Raw genomic sequence first — 15080 nt, 5'->3', positions numbered from 1 at the left:
GTGGGAGTGACAGCCGGACGTGCTCGGCTGGAGGCCTGGGCTGCGACTCGCTCGAACTGCTCGGCGGAGACGGACTCGGCGGGCACCGCGACCATCCCAGAAGCGTCGGAGAAGGTGGGCCCGCATCGAAGCGGTTCGCCTGCCCCGAAGTTTACGACGTACGTAACCCTCCGCGCGGCGAGATGGCCGGTTCCGTCCTACGGTCGGCAGTCACGAACCATTTTATCCGAAGCCGGCCAAAGGCGGGTGTGGCCGACACCGACGCGTACATGCGGTTCTTCCCGTACGACACGCCATACGCCAACCAGGACAGCGCGATGACGCGTATCCACACGTCCCTGGAGCGCGGCCAGGACGTGCTGTTCGAGGGGGCCTGTGGGACGGGGAAGACGCTCTCCGCGCTGGTCCCGGCGCTGGAGTACGCCCGCGAGGCGGACAAGACGGTCGTCATCACGACCGACGTCCACCAGCAGATGCGCCAGTTCGTCGCGGAGGCCCGTGCCATCACCAGACAGGAACCCATCCGCGCGGTCGTCTTCCGCGGAAAGGCCTCGATGTGCCACATCGACGTGGGCTACGAGGAGTGTCAGGTGCTGCGGGACAACACCCGCGAACTGGTCGACACGCGACGCGAGGCCGCGGAACTGCGCGAGCGCGAGCGCGAACTCCTGGCACAGGCCCAGACGGGCGAGGCCGACGCCGCAGAGGCCCGGCAGGCGGTCGTGGACGAGCTCGAGACCGTCGAGGAGCGCGCCACCGCCATCTCGGAGGAGAAGAACGTCTGCGACCACTACCGGAACAACCTCACCGGCGACGTCGAGGGGTTCCGGTCGTGGCTGTTCGACGACGTGCGCACGCCGGACGACGTGTACGACTACGCCCACGAGCGGACGATGTGCGGCTACGAGCTACTGAAGGAGTCGATGGAGGGCGTCGACCTCGTCGTCTGCAACTACCATCACCTGCTCGACCCGAACATCCGCGAGCAGTTCTTCCGCTGGCTGGGGCGCGAGCCGGAGGACGTCATCACGGTGTTCGACGAGGCGCACAATGTCGAGGGTGCCGCCCGGGACCACGCGACCCGCACGCTGACCGAGCAGACGCTCGACGCGGCGCTCGAGGAGCTGGCGGAGAGCGACGACAGCCGCGCCGAGCGCGCGGAGAACGTCCTCCGGCCGTTCCGGAACGCGCTCGTGGAGACGTACGAGGACTCGTTCGGCTTCGGCGAGCGCGAACGCGTCGGCGACGACTGGGTCGACGTGACCGTCGCCAACGAGGACCGGCGCGACGACCTCACGCTCACGTTCCTCCAGCTGTACAGCGGCCCGGGCTACAAGACCGACCTCGAGGCGGCGGTGACGCTCGGCTCGGACCTCGACGACGCCTACGAGGAGGCGTACAAGAACGGCGAGGCGACGACCCGTCAGGAGTGCCAGACGCTTCAGGCGGCGGCCTTCGTCGGTGCGTGGATGCGCGAGGGCACCGACGAGGGGCTGTACCCGGTCGCCTCGGTCCGTCGCGACCAGAGCACCGACGAGGTGTACGGGCGAGCCGAGGTGTACAACTGCATCCCGCAGGACGTGACGCGGGACCTGTTCGAGGAGGTCCACGCGACGGTGCTGATGAGCGCGACCCTCCGTCCGTTCAACGTCACCAACGACGTGCTCGGGCTGACTGAGCCGGTGACGATGGCGTTCGGCCTCCAGTTCCCGCCGGAGCGCCGGCGCACCTACGCCGTCTCCACGCCCGCGCTGTTCGCCAGCGCCCGCAACGACGCCGAGGTGCAGGAGACCGTCGGCTCGACGCTCGCCGACGCGGTCGAGTTCACTCCGGGTAACACCCTCGTGTTCACGCCGAACTACGCCGAGGCCGAGCGCTACGCGACGCGTCTCCGCGGCGAGACCGACGCCACGGTGTACCTCGACGAGCCCGGGGTCCGCGCCGAGGACCTCCGCCAGCGGTTCACCGACGACGAGAACGGCGTGCTCTTCACGTCGCTCTGGGGAACCCTCTCGGAAGGCGTGAGCTTCGACGGTGACGACGCCCGCACCGTGGTCGTGCTCGGCGTGCCGTACCCGCACCTCGACGACCGCGCCGAGGCCGTACAGGAAGCCTACGGCGAGGCGTTCGGCCGGAAAGGCGAGCGCGAGGCCGGCTGGCGCTACGCCGTCGAGATTCCCACCGTCAGGAAGACCAGACAGGCCATCGGCCGGGTCATCCGCTCGCCCGAGGACTTCGGGGTGCGCATCCTGCTCGACGAGCGCTACACCGCCAAGAGCAAGGGCGAGATGGGCAAGTACAGCGTCCGCGACACGTTCCCGCCCGAGGAGCGCGACGAGATGCTCGACCTCAGTCCGGAGAAGCTGAAGTTCGCCATGCTGAACTTCTACCAGGACATGGACGGCTACGACGGGGAGCCGCCGCAGCCGTAAGAAATCGGTTGGTTGACAAAGATAATTTGTCATAACCGGGACTGTTACTGTGATATGTGTCCTCCGACCCGCCGGAAACTACTCACGATGACCGCTACGCTCCCCGGCGCTACCGCAGGGTGTCTCGGGACCAGTGACACCCAGGACGGCTCGGAGAGAACGACGAGACGGCAGACAACTACGCGGACCGAAACAGCCGACGAGACGCCAGCGACCACAGAGATTGGAACGGCTACGCCGGTACCTGACGGGAGTGCTGGCGTGGCCGAGTCCTGCCGAGACGGCTACCGGTCCATCGACCCGTACTGGGTCGTAGAGAGCTACGGACGACTCGCCGGGTACATCCTTCGAATCGAGGACCAACCGATCTCGGTGGGGGAGACGCTCCTCGCGACGCTGGAGAACGTCTCGGGCGAGACCAACAGCTCCGGGAACAGAGGCAAGTTCGACATCCAGTACCGTGACTCGGACCGGTGGCGGACCATCTTCGGACGGGAGGAGGTGTTCGCGGGGTGGTCGGACGAGGGCGTGAGACACGACCCCGGGGAGGGGTTCCGGTGGGAACTCACGTTCACGCAGGACGGTGCGTCGGATGCAGTTCGCCACTCGCCGACGTACCACGTCTGTGCGCCGCTCAGGAGTGGGGAGTATCGATTCGTGTACTGGGGCGTCACGTCGGAGCAGGAGGTCGAGAACGACTACGAAACGGACTACGGAGTCGCTGCCAGGTTCTCGGTGCACTCGTGACACGGTTCCGGACGCGATGACTACGTCGGCAACGGCGCCTGGCTCGTGACCGCCCGGTTCTACGCGCCGAAGCACAGCTCGTCGACCGCCCATGGAGCCGGAATCGACTTTGCCGACGCCTAGAGCAGCCGCTCGGGAGTGTGAGAGTGGTAGAACGAAATTATCGACCGGTCGCGTGAGGCGACGGACGAATCTCGTAGTTAGTTACGGACGACGTTCGTCGCGCGGGGGCCCTTGGGGGCGTCCTCGATGTCGAATTCGATCTCCTGTCCCTCTTCGAGGTCCGGTCCGCCAACGTCCTCCATGTGGAAGAAAACGTCCTCGTCCGCATCCTCAGTCTCGATGAAACCGTAGCCGCCTGTGTCGTTGAAGAAGTCAACCTTACCGTTTGCCATTACAACAAAACATTCACTCGGACGAGGGATAACACTTCCGAGAGACGTGGTACCACGACGGGGCGTGGGCGTTCACACGGTCCGCGAACGCCTCACGCCGGCAACGAGACCCGCCCGGCGACCTCCCGGTACTGCGCGTCGAAGAACTCCAGTTCGGTGACGGTCCACGTCACGGGCTCCACGTCGTGCTCCGCGGCGCGCTCGGCGCTCGCCACGTCGCCGTCGCGGGCGAGCGTGACGTGTGGCGTGTAGTCTGCGCCCTCCAGCCCGTCGATGGCGCCGAACTCGTCGACCAGCGAGTCGTGGAGGGCGCGCAGGCCGGGACTCTCGACGGTGAGGTAGACGACCGGTGCGGTGCCGACGGCGGGCTGTGCGAAGTAGTCGACGCCGGTCACCTGCACCTCGAAGGCGGGCTGCCCGCGGAGGGCGAGGCGGACTTCGTGCGTACGGGCGTCGAAGTTGTCCGGGTCGCCGATGCGCTTTGCCAGCAGGGTGTGCTCGTCGCGGACGCGCTCGAAGCCGAACAGCGCCGGCTGGAGCTCGTTGGCGAGCCGCGAGACAGAGCCGGGGACCGGGACGTTCAGGCTGAACACGGTCGTACTCGAGCGTCGCGAGAGAAGAGGCTGGCGGTCAGAGCCGGTCGGTCAGCCACAGGACGATGATGACGACGATGGCCAGCCCGAGCACCGGCTTGAACGGCCCGAGCAGCCAGCCGAGCAGGCCGAGCAGCTCGCTGACGACCTCCAGTGCGATCCAGACCACGACGAGCCCGAGGACGATCAGCAGGAGCGATTCGGCCTCGATGTCGGCTCTGTGGTCGAGTCCATCGAACATAGACGGTCGTTCAGCGCGGGTGATGATAAAACGGGGCCCAATCCGTGGGGGGTGTTCGCACGAGCCGCGCAATCGCCTGACGTGCAAGCGTTGCCTGCCCGCAAGGCTTTAATACCGGCCTCGTTGTAACAGTGAGTACGATGAAGCAACACCGCGACCCCCGCGCTCGCACTTCTTCGGCGAGCGGTGTTGCCGTCCGACGACCGCGACCACGACCGGCCCGTTAGGGCCACACTCATTCATCCCCAGCGCTGGGCACAGTTTGCAACTAACTCCGGCGGACGTCAGTCCGCCAGTTTCCACGACATTCAATGACACACACGACATCGGACGGCAGCACACAAGAATCGGGCGGCAAAGTAGCACTCGCGTTCTCCGGCGGCCTGGACACGACGGTCTGTGTCCCGCTGCTCGAGGAGGAGTACGGCTACGACGAGGTCATCGGCGTCACCGTCGACGTCGGCCAACCGGCGGCCGAGTTCGACGAGGCCGAGGAGACCGCCGAGGCGCTCGGGCTGGAGCTCTACGTGGTCGACGCGAAGGACGAGTTCGCCGAGCTCTGCCTCGACTCCGTGACCGCGAACGCGACGTACCAGGGCTACCCGCTCGGGACCGCGATGGCCCGCCCGGTCATCGCGGAAGCCATCCTCGAGGTCGCCATCGAGCAGGGCTGTACCGGCATCGCCCACGGCTGCACGGGCAAGGGCAACGACCAGCTCCGCTTCGAGGCGGTCTGGCGCGACTCCGACCTCGAGGTCATCGCGCCGGTGCGCGAACTCGGGCTCACCCGCGAGTGGGAGCAGGAGTACGCCGCCGAGAAGGGCCTGCCCGTCGAGGGCGGCAACGAGGGCGACTGGTCGGTCGACACGAACCTCTGGAGCCGCTCGGTCGAGGGGAAGAACCTCGAGGACCCGAGCTACCAGCCGCCGGAGGACATCTACGACTGGACCGACGCGCCCACGGGCGAGACGACGACCATCACCATCGAGTTCGAGCAGGGCTACCCCGTCTCCGCGACCACCGCTGACGGCGAGGGTGGCGCGCTCGGCGCGGTCGAACTCATCGAGTTCCTCAACGAGTACGCCGGCGCGTACGGCGTCGGCCGCACGGACATGATGGAGGACCGCATGCTCGGCCTGAAGGTGCGCGAGAACTACGAGCACCCGGCCGCGACGGTGCTCCTCACGGCCCACGAGGCGCTCGAACAGCTCGTGTTCACGGCCGACGAGCGCGAGTTCAAGCCCCAGGTCGAACAGCAGTGGGCGAAGAAGGCCTACGAGGGGCTCATCCACGCACCCATCATGAAGTCGCTGAACGCCTACGTCGCGGCGAGCCAGGAGAAAGTGACCGGGACGGTCACGGTGAAGCTTCAGGGCGGGACGGTCCGCCCGGTCGGCCGCGAGAGCGAACACGCGGTCTACTCCGAGTCGGCGGCATCGTTCGACACGGAGACCGTCGACGGCATCGCACAGGCGGACGCGACGGGTGTCGCCAAGTACCACGGCTTCCAGGCCCGCCTCGCCAACGCGGGTAGCACAGACGAGGACGAGACCGATGTCGAACTCACAGCGGACGACTGAGATGTCCGGCTTCGGCGGCGACGACGGCGAGTTCCCCCTCGACGGCGACGACGCCGACAGCCTCGGCGGGAGCGACGGGACCGCGGTCCGCGGCGACCGCTTCAGCGGCGGCCCGGCCCGTGGCTTCCTCTCGTCGCTCGCCGACGACGAGCGCATCTTCGCGGCCGACGTGGCCGTCGACCGCGCGCACGTCGTCATGCTCGCCGAACAGGACGTCATCGACGACGACACCGCATCGAAGATACTCACCGCGCTGAACGTCGTCGAGGTCGAGGGGCACGCGGCGCTCCCCGACGGCGAGGACGTCCACGAGGCCATCGAGACGGCGGTCGTCGAGCAGGTCGGCCCCGACGGCGGGAAGATGCACACCGCTCGTTCGCGCAACGACGAGGTGGCGACGTGCATCCGCTACCGCCTGCGCGAGGACCTCCTCGACGCGGCGGTAGCGGTCTGTGACCTGCGCGCCGTGCTGTTCGAGGCCGCCGAAGCACACGCCGAGACGACGATGCCCGGCTTCACGCACCTGCAGCACGCCCAGCCGACGACGGTGGGACACTACCTGCTGTCCTACGAGTCGGCACTTGCGCGCGACACAGAGCGCCTGCTCGACGCGTTCGAGCGCGTGAACCGTTCGCCGCTCGGCGCGGCCGCGTTCGCCGGCACGCCCTTCGATGTCGACCGCGAGCGCACCGCCGAGCTGCTCGGCTTCGACGAGGTCATCACGAACGCGACGGACGCCGTCGCCGCGCGTGACTTCCTCGTGGAGTCGGCGGCCGCGCTGGCCGCGCTCTCGACCACGCTGTCGGGGCTCGCGGAGGACGTGATCCTCTTCGCGAACCAGGGCTATCTGGAGCTCTCGGACGACTACTCGTCGACCTCTTCCATCATGCCCCAGAAGAAGAACCCGGACACGTTCGAGCTCGTCCGCTCGGTCGCGGGCGACGCTTCCGGAAGCCTGACCGGACTGTTGACGACGCTGAAGGGGCTGCCCCGCGCGTACAACCGCGACCTGCAGAACGCGACGCCGCACGTCTGGGCGACGGTCGACGCCGTCACCGAGGCGACCGAGGTCGCGGCGGGTGGGGTCGCCACCGCGACGTGGAACGAGGAGACGCTGGCCGCCGAGGCCGGGTCGAACTTCTCGACGGCGACCGGCGTCGCCGACCTGCTCGCGATGGCCGGCCTGCCGTTCCGCACGGCCCACGAGGTCGTCGCCACGGCCGGCGAACTGGCGAGCGCGACGGACACCGAGCCCGACTACGCCATCATCGACGAGGCGACCGAGCAGATCCTCGGCGAGTCCATCGCGGCGTACGTCGAGCGCGAGGCGGTCGAGACGGCGCTTGACCCGGCCGCCAGCGTGACGATGCGCGACTCGGCCGGCGGCCCCGCACCCGACGCCGTCGTCGACGCACTGAACGAGGCCGAACGCTCCCTCACCAGCGACCAGGCGGTCGTCGAGGGCATCGCCGAGGGCATCGACGCCTCCCACGACGAACTCACCGAAGCGGTGACCGACTATGTCTAGGCACGATACGGCGGTGGCACCACGGCCACCACTCCCACCAGTCCCCCGACGGGGACGGAATATTTAGAACTCGATATAATAGTTCGAGTTCGCTGGCCATTGGTTGTCTGAGGCACTTAGAGGCTTCTCTAGTTTTATAATTTTTTTGGTATGTTCGCAATCTTTAAGTGATGTCGGGCTCGAACAACAGGTGATGACAGAATGCGTCGAATGCGGGGCAGCACTGTCCCTGCACGAGGACCTCGAAGCCGGAGAGATCGTCGACTGTACCACCTGCGGTGCCGAACTCGAAGTGATCGACACGGACCCCGTCACACTGGACGTGGCGCCCGAGCTGGCCGAGGACTGGGGTGAGTAGGATGACGGGGCTGGCACAGGCACTCCCGACGCGAGCCCGTGGGTCGAGGTGGGCTGCGTGAAGGTCGGACTGCTCTACTCGCGCATCCGCCGGGACGAGAAGCTCCTGCTCGCGGAACTGCGCGACCGCGACCACGAAGTCGTCAAGATCGACGTGCGGAAACAGCAGTTCGACCTCCACGAGGCTCCCGAGTCGTTCGACGGGCTCGACGTGGTGCTCGACCGCTGCATGGCGACCTCGCGGAGTCTGTACGCGACGCAGTTCTGCGAGGCATACGGCATCCCGGTCGTCAACGCGGCCGAGACAGCGGACATCTGCGCGGACAAGGCGAAGACGAGCCTCGCGCTCGCCGACGCGGGCGTCCCCACGCCCGACACGAAGGTCGCGTTCACGACCGACGCCGCCATCGCGGCTATCGAGGAGTTCGGCTACCCCTGCGTCCTCAAGCCGGTCGTCGGCTCCTGGGGCCGTCTGATGGCGAAGGTCGAGTCGCGCTCGGCCGCCGAGGCGATCCTCGAGCACAAGTCGACGCTCGGGCACTACGAGCACTCGGTGTTCTACGTCCAGGAGTTCGTCGGCAAGCCGGACCGCGACCTGCGCGTGCTCGCCACCGACGGGGAGCCCGTCGCGGCGATGGCGCGCTCGTCGGACCACTGGCTCACGAACGCCGCCAAGGGCGCGGACACCGAGGAGTTCGACCTCGACGACGAGGTCTGCGAGCTCGTCCAGCGCGCCAGCGACGCGGTCGGTGGCGGGCTCCTTGGTGTGGACCTGATGGAGACCGAGGACGGCGGCTACACCGTCCACGAGGTCAACCACACCGTCGAGTTCAAGTCGCTCAACGACGCGACCGCCGTCGACGTGCCCGCGACGGTCGTCGACTGGCTGGAGTCCGTCGTCGAGCCCGGACTCGAGACCGCGGAGGTGACGGCGTAGTGGGGACCACCGCTACGGCCGACGCCGACACCGAGACGGAGACCGTCACCGCGGGCGTCGTCGGCGGCTCCGGCTTCGCCGGCGGCGAGCTCCTTCGTCTACTCGACGGCCACCCGAACGTCGAGCTCGTCCAGGCGACGAGCCGCGAGTACGCCGGCAAGTCCATCGGCGGCGTCCACCCGAACCTCCGTGGACGCGAGCTGCGCTTCTCGGAGCCCTCGGAACTCGAATCGGTCGACGTGCTGTTCACGGCGACGCCCCACGGCGTCACGATGGAGCACGTCGACGAGTACTCCGAGGCGTCGGACCTGCTCGTCGACCTCTCGGCGGACTTCCGCCTCGCCACCGAGGGACAGTACGACGAGTGGTACGACGGCCACGCAGCCCCCGAGTACCTGGACGTCGCGGAGTACGCATTGCCGGAGCTCAACCGCGAGAACCTGGGGAGCGCGGACATCATCGCCTCCGGCGGCTGCAACGCGACGGCGACGCTGCTCGGACTGAAGCCCCTCGCCGACGCCGACATCCTCGACGGCGCCCACGTCGTCGTCGACGTGAAGGTCGGCTCCTCGGAGGGCGGCGCGGGCGGCGGCGCGGCCTCCAGCCACGCCGAGCGCTCGGGCGTCGTCCGGCCCTACGCGCCGACAGGCCACCGTCACGAGGCCGAGATCGAGGAGTGGCTCGGACTCTCCGTCTCCTTCACCTGCCACGCCGTCGACATGGTGCGTGGCGCGAGCGCGACCTGCCACGTGTTCCCCGACGGCCCCGTCTCGAAGAAGGAGCTCTGGACGGCCTACCGCGGCGCGTACGAGGCGGAGCCGTTCGTCCGGCTCGTCGCTGGCGGCTCGGGCTCCTACCGCTACCCCGAGCCGAAGGCCGTCGCCGGCACGAACTACGCCGACGTTGGCTTCGAGCTGGACCCCGGAAACGAGCGCATCGTGGTGTTCTCGGCCATCGACAACGTGATGAAGGGCTCGGCCGGGCAGGCGGTCCACGCCGCCAACGTCGCGCTCGGCTTCGAGGAGACAGCAGGGCTCGAGTTCGCGGGGCTGCACCCCGTGGGGAGTCCGTAGATGGCTGTCGTCGTGAAGGTCGGCGGTGCACGCGCCGTCGACCCCGAAGGTGCGCTCGCCGACGTTGCGGACCTCGTCGAATCAGGTGAGGAGGTCGTCGTCGTTCACGGCGGCTCCACGGCCGTCGACGAGACGCTCGAATCGCTCGGCATGGAGCCCGAGTACGTCGAGACGCCCGGCGGCGTCGTCGGACGGTTCACCGACGAGGAGACGGTCGAGGTGTTCAAGATGGTCATGCCGGGCAAGCTCAACACGGGGCTCGTCGAGTCGCTCCAGAGCGAGGGCGTGAACGCGGTCGGGCTCTCGGGCGTCGACGGCGGCCTGCTCTCCGGCCCGCGCAAGTCCGCGGTCCGCGTGCTGGAGGACGGCAAGAAGAAGATCCGCCGCGGCGACCACTCCGGCACCATCGAGTCGGTGAACGTCGACCTCCTCGAGACCATGCTCTCGGGCGGCTACACGCCCGTCGTGACCGTCCCGATGCTCGGCGCGGAGGGCGACGGTACGTACACCGCGGTCAACGCCGACGCCGACCGCGCGGCTGCCGCGGTGGCGGGCGCGCTCGGCGCGGACCTCGTCGTCCTCACCGACGTGTCGGGCGTCTACGCGGACCCCGGCGACGAGTCGACGCGTATCGACACCGTCGAGACGGCGGCCGACTGGGACGCCCTCGAAGCCGCCGCGGAGGGGTTCATGACCCGGAAGGTGCTCGCCGCCGAGGAGGCGCTCTCCGGCGGCGCGTCCTCGGTGGTCGTCGCCACGGCGAACGCCGACGCACCCATCCAGTCCGCACTGGCCGGCGACGGAACGACGCTGCTTCCGGGTGCGCTCGACGACGGCGCGGACGCCGACGACGCGGACGCCGACGAATCGGAGGTGAGCGGCTGAATGCCGAACGATTTCGTCTTCTCGCGCAAGCCCATCACCATCGAGCGCGGGGAGGACGTGTTCCTCTACGACGACTCGGGCACCGAGTACCTGGACGTGGGCGCGAGCTACGCCTGCGTGCCCGCCGGCCACGGCCACCCCGACGTCGTCGAGGCGGCCCAGTCACAGCTCGCCGACCTCACCTACGTCCAGGGCTCGTACCCGACGAGCGCCCGCGACGAGCTGTACGAGAAGCTGGCGTCGGTCGCGCCGCCCGGCGTGGACAACGTCTGGCTCTGTAACTCCGGCACCGAGGCGAACGAGGCGGCGCTGAAGTTCGCCCGGAGCGCTACCGGCGGGACGAAGTTCGTCGCCACCAAGCGGGGCTTCCACGGCCGGACGATGGGCGCGCTGTCGACGACGTGGAAGCCAAAGTACCGCGCGCCGTTCGAGCCGCTGCTCGACGACGTGGAGTTCGTGGACTACGGCGACAGCGCGGCCATCCGCGAGGCCGTCGACGACGAGACGGCCGCGGTCATCCTCGAACCCGTGCAGGGCGAGGGCGGCGTGAATCCCAGCACGACGGAGTTCCTGCAGGCCGCCCGCGAGGCGACCGGCGACCACGGCGCGGCACTCGTCTTCGACGAGGTCCAGACCGGGCTCGGCCGCACCGGCACGTTCTGGGCCTGCGAGGCCGCCGGCGTCACGCCTGACGTGGTGACGACGGCGAAGGGGCTCGCGAACGGCCTACCCATGGGCGCGACGCTCTGTGCCGACTGGGTCGCCGAGGACGCCGGGCCGCACGGCTCGACGTTCTCCGGTGGCCCCGCAGTCTCCGCCGCGGCGACGGCGACGCTCGACACCATCGTCGACGCGGACCTGCCCGGGCAGGCAGCCGAGGTAGGTGACTACCTCGTCGACCGCCTCTCCGAACTGCCGGTGCGGGACGTACGCGGCGAGGGCCTGCTCGTCGGTATCGAGGTCGGGCGCGGCGCGAACCGCGTCCTGCGCGACCTCGCGATGAACCACCAGATCCTCGCGCTGCCGGCTGGTCGGACGGTCGTGCGCCTGCTCCCGCCGCTGACGATGACCCGGGAGCACGCCGACGAGGTCGCCACGGCGCTCGAAGCCACGCTGGAGGTGATGGAGGCGTGAGCGAGGCAGCTACGCCCGTCTCGGACGCCGAGGCACGCGACCTGCTCGAGTCGATGGTCGCCATCCCGTCGCCGACCGGCGAGGAGCGCGCGGCCGCCGAGCACCTGCGCGACTTCCTGCGGGACCACGGCCGCGAGGCGTGGCTGGACGACGTCGGCAACGTCCGCGCGCCGGGCGACGACGCGGTCCTGCTGACCTCCCACATCGACACCGTGCCGGGCGACGTGCCCGTCGGCATCGAGCACCCCGAAGCCGGCGACACCGACGAGCCCGCTCCCTGGGGCGGCGGTGACGAGGTACCCCGGGATGCGGCCGTCCTCCGGGGCCGGGGGAGCGTCGACGCGACCGGCCCGCTCTGTGCGATGGCCGTCGCGGCGGTGCGGACGGGCGTCTCCTTCGTCGGCGTCGTCGGCGAGGAGACCGACTCCCGCGGCGCGCGCCATCTGGTCGACGACCGCGACGCTCCCGACGCAGTCGTCAACGGCGAGCCCTCGGGCTGGGACGCCCTGACGCTTGGGTACCGCGGCTTCCTCGCCGGGACCTACCGCGCCGAGACGGAGGCGGGCCACACGTCGCGCCCGGAGCCCAACGCCATCCAGCACGCGATGTCGTGGTGGAATCGGGTCGAGGCCGCATTCGACAGCCCGGACGACGCCGTCTTCGAGTCGGTGACGGCCAAGCCGGTGGACGTGACCGGCGGCGTCGCCGACGACGGGCTCTCCGTGGCGACGACAGTGGACGTGCAGTTCCGCATCCCGCCGGGGAGCAGCGCCGAGGAGATACGCACGATGGCGGAGGCCGAACTCGACACGGGCACCGTCGCGTGGCGCGACGCCATCCCGCCCGTGCTCGACAGCCCGCGCAGCGAGGTCGGGCGAGCGTTCCGCGTCGGTATCCGAGAGCGAGGGGGCTCCCCTCGCCTCCTCAAGAAGACCGGAACGGCCGACGTGAACCTGTTCGCCGGCGCGTGGGACTGCCCCATGGCCACCTACGGCCCGGGCGACTCGGCCCTCGACCACGCGCCCGACGAACGCCTCGCACTGCCCGAGTACGACCGCGCAATCGCGGTCCTCGAGACCGTCTGCGACGACCTGCAATGAGCACACACACTGACGTGACAGCAACGAACCCAGCACAGCCACCGAAGCACTTCCTCACCGTCGACGACCTGTCGGCGGCCGAGCTCCAGTCGGTGCTCGACCTCGCGGCCGAGTACAAGAGCGCCGTCGAACACGGCGAGCCCCACGGCGAGCTCGGCGACAAGACCCTCGCGATGCTGTTCGAGAAGCCGTCGACGCGCACCCGCGTCTCCTTCGAGACGGGGATGACACAGCTCGGCGGCCACGCGGTCTTCCTCGGCCCGGAAGACACCCAGCTCGACCGCGGCGAACCGGTGAAAGACACCGCCCGTGCGCTCTCGGGCTACGTCGACGCCATCATGGCTCGCGTGTTCGACCACGACGACCTGACCGAGCTGGCGGCCTACGCCGAGGTGCCGGTGGTCAACGGCCTGACCGACGACGCGCACCCGTGCCAGACGCTCGCCGACCTGCTCACAATCCAGGAGCTGTTCGGCGACTTCGACGACGTTACCGCGGCGTGGGTCGGTGACGGCAACAACGTCGCCAGCTCCTTCGCCGTGGGCTGTGCGATGGCCGGCATCGACCTCACCGTCGCCTGTCCCGAGGGACACGGACTGGACGACGAGGTGCTCGAGGCGGCAGCCGAGGTCGGGACACCGCCCACGGTCACGACCGACCCGGAGCCCGCCGTCGCTGACGCCGACGTCGTCTACACCGACGTCTGGGTGAGCATGGGCGAGGACGACGACAAGGTCGACGACTTCGACGGCTTCATCGTGAGCGAATCGCTGCTCGACGGCACCGACGCGAAGGTGATGCACTGTCTCCCCGCGGTCCGTGGGCAGGAGATCACCGACGAGACGATCGAGAGCGACCGCTCGGTCGTCTGGCAGCAGGCCGAGAACCGGATGCACGCCCAGAAGGCGCTGCTCGCGACGCTCGTCGGGTAGGCGTCAGTCGTGGTGGTGGGGCCACTGGCTGTTCTCGACGAAGTCGGTCGCCCCACAGACCTCGCACTCCGTCGGCGATTCGTACACGTGGTCGCCGCTCTCCATGTGTTCAGCGACGGTCCCGGCGTACACGATCTGGCAGTCGCCACAGACGTACAGTTCGGGACGCTCCGGTGAGTGTGCCATACGCTAGCTCGACCGCCTATCCAGATATATCTATTGTATGATACCTCCGGTAAAGAATAGGTCTGACTGTCGGTGCCCTGGCTAGCCGGACCACCACGGTCGGCGACTGCGCGTCGACGACCGCCGCTCGACGCCGGATTGTTGACCGCCGGTCGCCCGGGCCTCGTCTCGCGATTTTCGTGCCGTCGGTCACCGAGCGTGGCGAACAAACCCGCCGCCCGCTGCCCGCGCTCCGCCGCGAGGGAAAAGAGCGAAGGTGTCGAAGCGAGCAGTTAGACAGGATGACAGAGCCGCTTCGCGTCCGTGCCGGCGAACTGGAGGCCGACGAGATACTCGCCGCGCTCCGGGAGGGACGGCGCGTCCGCGTCGTCACCGAACTGCTCGGGTCGGAACACGAGGTGACGCTCAGACACGACGGGACGATCTTCTACTGTGACACGCCGACGACCCTCCACAAGCACGAGACCGAGGCCGCGATGCGCGAGTGCATCGAGAACCAGGGCTACGTGCCAGTGCGGGAGGAGTAGTGCGGTCGCGGTGCGTAGGCTTTAGGTCACACCCGCCCTGCGTTCGCTCATGAGCGACGCGTCCCCCGGTGACCTCGGCGACCTGCTCGACCAGCCCGAGCCGGGCTTCCGCCAGGTGATGAGCTGCGTCTTCGGCATCCACGAACACGAGACACGCACCTACCTGCTGCTGCTCGACGAGCCCGGCAGCACCGTCGAGGAGCTGGCGAACCAGCTCGAACGCGACCGCAGCAACGTCAACCGGTCGCTGTCGACGCTGCTCGAACGCGGGCTCGTCGCGCGCGAGCGTCGACTCCTCGACTCCGGCGGCTACGTCTACCAGTACACCGGCGTCGAACTGCCCGAGGCGAAGGAGATGCTCCACGCGGCCCTCGACGAGTGGACCGAGCAGGTCCACGGCGCCATCGACGAGTTCGACGGCGAGGCCTGAGCC

General features: G+C 68.8%; 17 protein-coding genes. 13 read left to right on the top strand and 4 right to left on the bottom strand.

Features of this window, described 5'->3' with window-relative positions:
* The first annotated feature begins 248 nt into the window (after positions 1 to 248).
* A complete protein-coding gene (locus NO978_RS08670; RefSeq protein WP_257299179.1) occupies positions 249 to 2432 on the top strand; it encodes an ATP-dependent DNA helicase in 2184 nt (727 codons plus the stop codon).
* A gap of 261 nt (positions 2433 to 2693) precedes the next feature.
* Entirely contained in the window at positions 2694 to 3179 is a 486-nt protein-coding gene (locus tag NO978_RS08665; RefSeq protein ID WP_257299178.1) for a hypothetical protein, read from the top strand.
* Positions 3180 to 3379: 200 nt separating this feature from the next.
* Here the strand turns inward: NO978_RS08665 and NO978_RS08660 are convergent, their stop codons facing one another.
* The 3 genes from NO978_RS08660 to NO978_RS08650 form a co-directional block, all read right to left on the bottom strand.
* Positions 3380 to 3574 carry a cold-shock protein gene (locus NO978_RS08660; protein WP_089732371.1) on the bottom strand — a complete coding sequence of 65 codons (195 nt, stop codon included), beginning with the start codon at positions 3572 to 3574 and terminating at the stop codon, positions 3380 to 3382.
* Between the two features lie 92 nt (positions 3575 to 3666).
* Entirely contained in the window at positions 3667 to 4167 is a 501-nt protein-coding gene (locus NO978_RS08655; protein WP_257299177.1) for a 2'-5' RNA ligase family protein, read from the bottom strand.
* A 37-nt stretch (positions 4168 to 4204) separates the two neighbouring features.
* Positions 4205 to 4408, bottom strand: coding sequence for a hypothetical protein (locus NO978_RS08650; RefSeq protein ID WP_257299176.1), 204 nt, complete (start codon positions 4406 to 4408; stop codon positions 4205 to 4207).
* 311 nt (positions 4409 to 4719) lie between these two features.
* On the opposite strand from NO978_RS08650, the gene NO978_RS08645 reads away from it, so the two are divergent.
* The 9 genes from NO978_RS08645 (at position 4720) to argF (ending at position 13934) form a co-directional block, all read left to right on the top strand.
* Positions 4720 to 5988 carry an argininosuccinate synthase gene (locus tag NO978_RS08645; RefSeq protein WP_257299175.1) on the top strand — a complete coding sequence of 423 codons (1269 nt, stop codon included), beginning with the start codon at positions 4720 to 4722 and terminating at the stop codon, positions 5986 to 5988.
* On the top strand, positions 5963 to 7516 hold the full coding sequence (argH, locus tag NO978_RS08640; protein ID WP_369684128.1) for an argininosuccinate lyase: 1554 nt from the start codon (positions 5963 to 5965) through the stop codon (positions 7514 to 7516). The genes NO978_RS08645 and argH overlap by 26 nt, the downstream gene beginning before the upstream one ends.
* A gap of 193 nt (positions 7517 to 7709) precedes the next feature.
* Positions 7710 to 7874, top strand: coding sequence for a lysine biosynthesis protein LysW (gene lysW, locus NO978_RS08635; protein WP_089732366.1), 165 nt, complete (start codon positions 7710 to 7712; stop codon positions 7872 to 7874).
* Positions 7875 to 7931: 57 nt separating this feature from the next.
* Positions 7932 to 8810, top strand: a complete 879-nt coding sequence (lysX, locus tag NO978_RS08630) for a lysine biosynthesis protein LysX (protein WP_257299174.1) — start codon at positions 7932 to 7934, stop codon at positions 8808 to 8810.
* Positions 8810 to 9883, top strand: a complete 1074-nt coding sequence (argC, locus tag NO978_RS08625; RefSeq protein ID WP_257299172.1) for an N-acetyl-gamma-glutamyl-phosphate reductase — start codon at positions 8810 to 8812, stop codon at positions 9881 to 9883. The genes lysX and argC overlap by 1 nt, the downstream gene beginning before the upstream one ends.
* The gene (locus tag NO978_RS08620) at positions 9884 to 10768 is read left to right on the top strand and encodes an acetylglutamate/acetylaminoadipate kinase (RefSeq protein ID WP_257299170.1); all 885 of its coding nucleotides are present in this window, start codon (positions 9884 to 9886) and stop codon (positions 10766 to 10768) included. It abuts the gene before it with no gap.
* Complete coding sequence (locus NO978_RS08615) at positions 10769 to 11902, top strand: aspartate aminotransferase family protein (protein WP_257299168.1); 1134 nt, start codon at positions 10769 to 10771, stop codon at positions 11900 to 11902. It abuts the gene before it with no gap.
* On the top strand, positions 11899 to 13002 hold the full coding sequence (locus NO978_RS08610) for a [LysW]-lysine hydrolase (RefSeq protein ID WP_257299167.1): 1104 nt from the start codon (positions 11899 to 11901) through the stop codon (positions 13000 to 13002). Before NO978_RS08615 ends, NO978_RS08610 begins: the two co-directional genes overlap by 4 nt.
* Positions 12999 to 13934, top strand: coding sequence for an ornithine carbamoyltransferase (gene argF, locus NO978_RS08605; RefSeq protein WP_257299166.1), 936 nt, complete (start codon positions 12999 to 13001; stop codon positions 13932 to 13934). The genes NO978_RS08610 and argF overlap by 4 nt, the downstream gene beginning before the upstream one ends.
* Before the next feature lie 3 nt (positions 13935 to 13937).
* Here argF and NO978_RS08600 read toward each other — a convergent pair whose 3' ends face one another.
* Complete coding sequence (locus NO978_RS08600) at positions 13938 to 14120, bottom strand: hypothetical protein (protein WP_257299165.1); 183 nt, start codon at positions 14118 to 14120, stop codon at positions 13938 to 13940.
* Between the two features lie 281 nt (positions 14121 to 14401).
* Here NO978_RS08600 and NO978_RS08595 point away from each other — a divergent pair, with 281 nt between their 5' ends.
* Entirely contained in the window at positions 14402 to 14647 is a 246-nt protein-coding gene (locus NO978_RS08595) for a hypothetical protein (protein WP_257299164.1), read from the top strand.
* A 49-nt stretch (positions 14648 to 14696) separates the two neighbouring features.
* A complete protein-coding gene (locus NO978_RS08590) occupies positions 14697 to 15077 on the top strand; it encodes a helix-turn-helix domain-containing protein (RefSeq protein ID WP_257299163.1) in 381 nt (126 codons plus the stop codon).
* The last annotated feature ends 3 nt before the right edge of the window (positions 15078 to 15080 follow it).

It is taken from the genome of Haloarchaeobius sp. FL176 (assembly GCF_024609245.1).
GTDB lineage: Archaea > Halobacteriota > Halobacteria > Halobacteriales > Natrialbaceae > Haloarchaeobius.
This window is presented reverse-complemented; position numbering and strand designations above follow the sequence as displayed.

Bases quoted from the DNA above. Each gene is read 5' to 3' on its own strand.
- lysW (WP_089732366.1), top strand. From the start codon at position 7,710: ATGACAGAATGCGTCGAATGCGGGGCAGCACTGTCCCTGCACGAGGAC.
- argH (WP_369684128.1), top strand. From the start codon at position 5,963: ATGTCGAACTCACAGCGGACGACTGAGATGTCCGGCTTCGGCGGCGAC.
- NO978_RS08660 (WP_089732371.1), bottom strand. From the start codon at position 3,574: ATGGCAAACGGTAAGGTTGACTTCTTCAACGACACAGGCGGCTACGGT.
- NO978_RS08590 (WP_257299163.1), top strand. From the start codon at position 14,697: ATGAGCGACGCGTCCCCCGGTGACCTCGGCGACCTGCTCGACCAGCCC.
- NO978_RS08650 (WP_257299176.1), bottom strand. From the start codon at position 4,408: ATGTTCGATGGACTCGACCACAGAGCCGACATCGAGGCCGAATCGCTC.
- NO978_RS08615 (WP_257299168.1), top strand. From the start codon at position 10,769: ATGCCGAACGATTTCGTCTTCTCGCGCAAGCCCATCACCATCGAGCGC.
- NO978_RS08595 (WP_257299164.1), top strand. From the start codon at position 14,402: ATGACAGAGCCGCTTCGCGTCCGTGCCGGCGAACTGGAGGCCGACGAG.
- NO978_RS08620 (WP_257299170.1), top strand. From the start codon at position 9,884: ATGGCTGTCGTCGTGAAGGTCGGCGGTGCACGCGCCGTCGACCCCGAA.
- NO978_RS08600 (WP_257299165.1), bottom strand. From the start codon at position 14,120: ATGGCACACTCACCGGAGCGTCCCGAACTGTACGTCTGTGGCGACTGC.
- NO978_RS08645 (WP_257299175.1), top strand. From the start codon at position 4,720: ATGACACACACGACATCGGACGGCAGCACACAAGAATCGGGCGGCAAA.
- argF (WP_257299166.1), top strand. From the start codon at position 12,999: ATGAGCACACACACTGACGTGACAGCAACGAACCCAGCACAGCCACCG.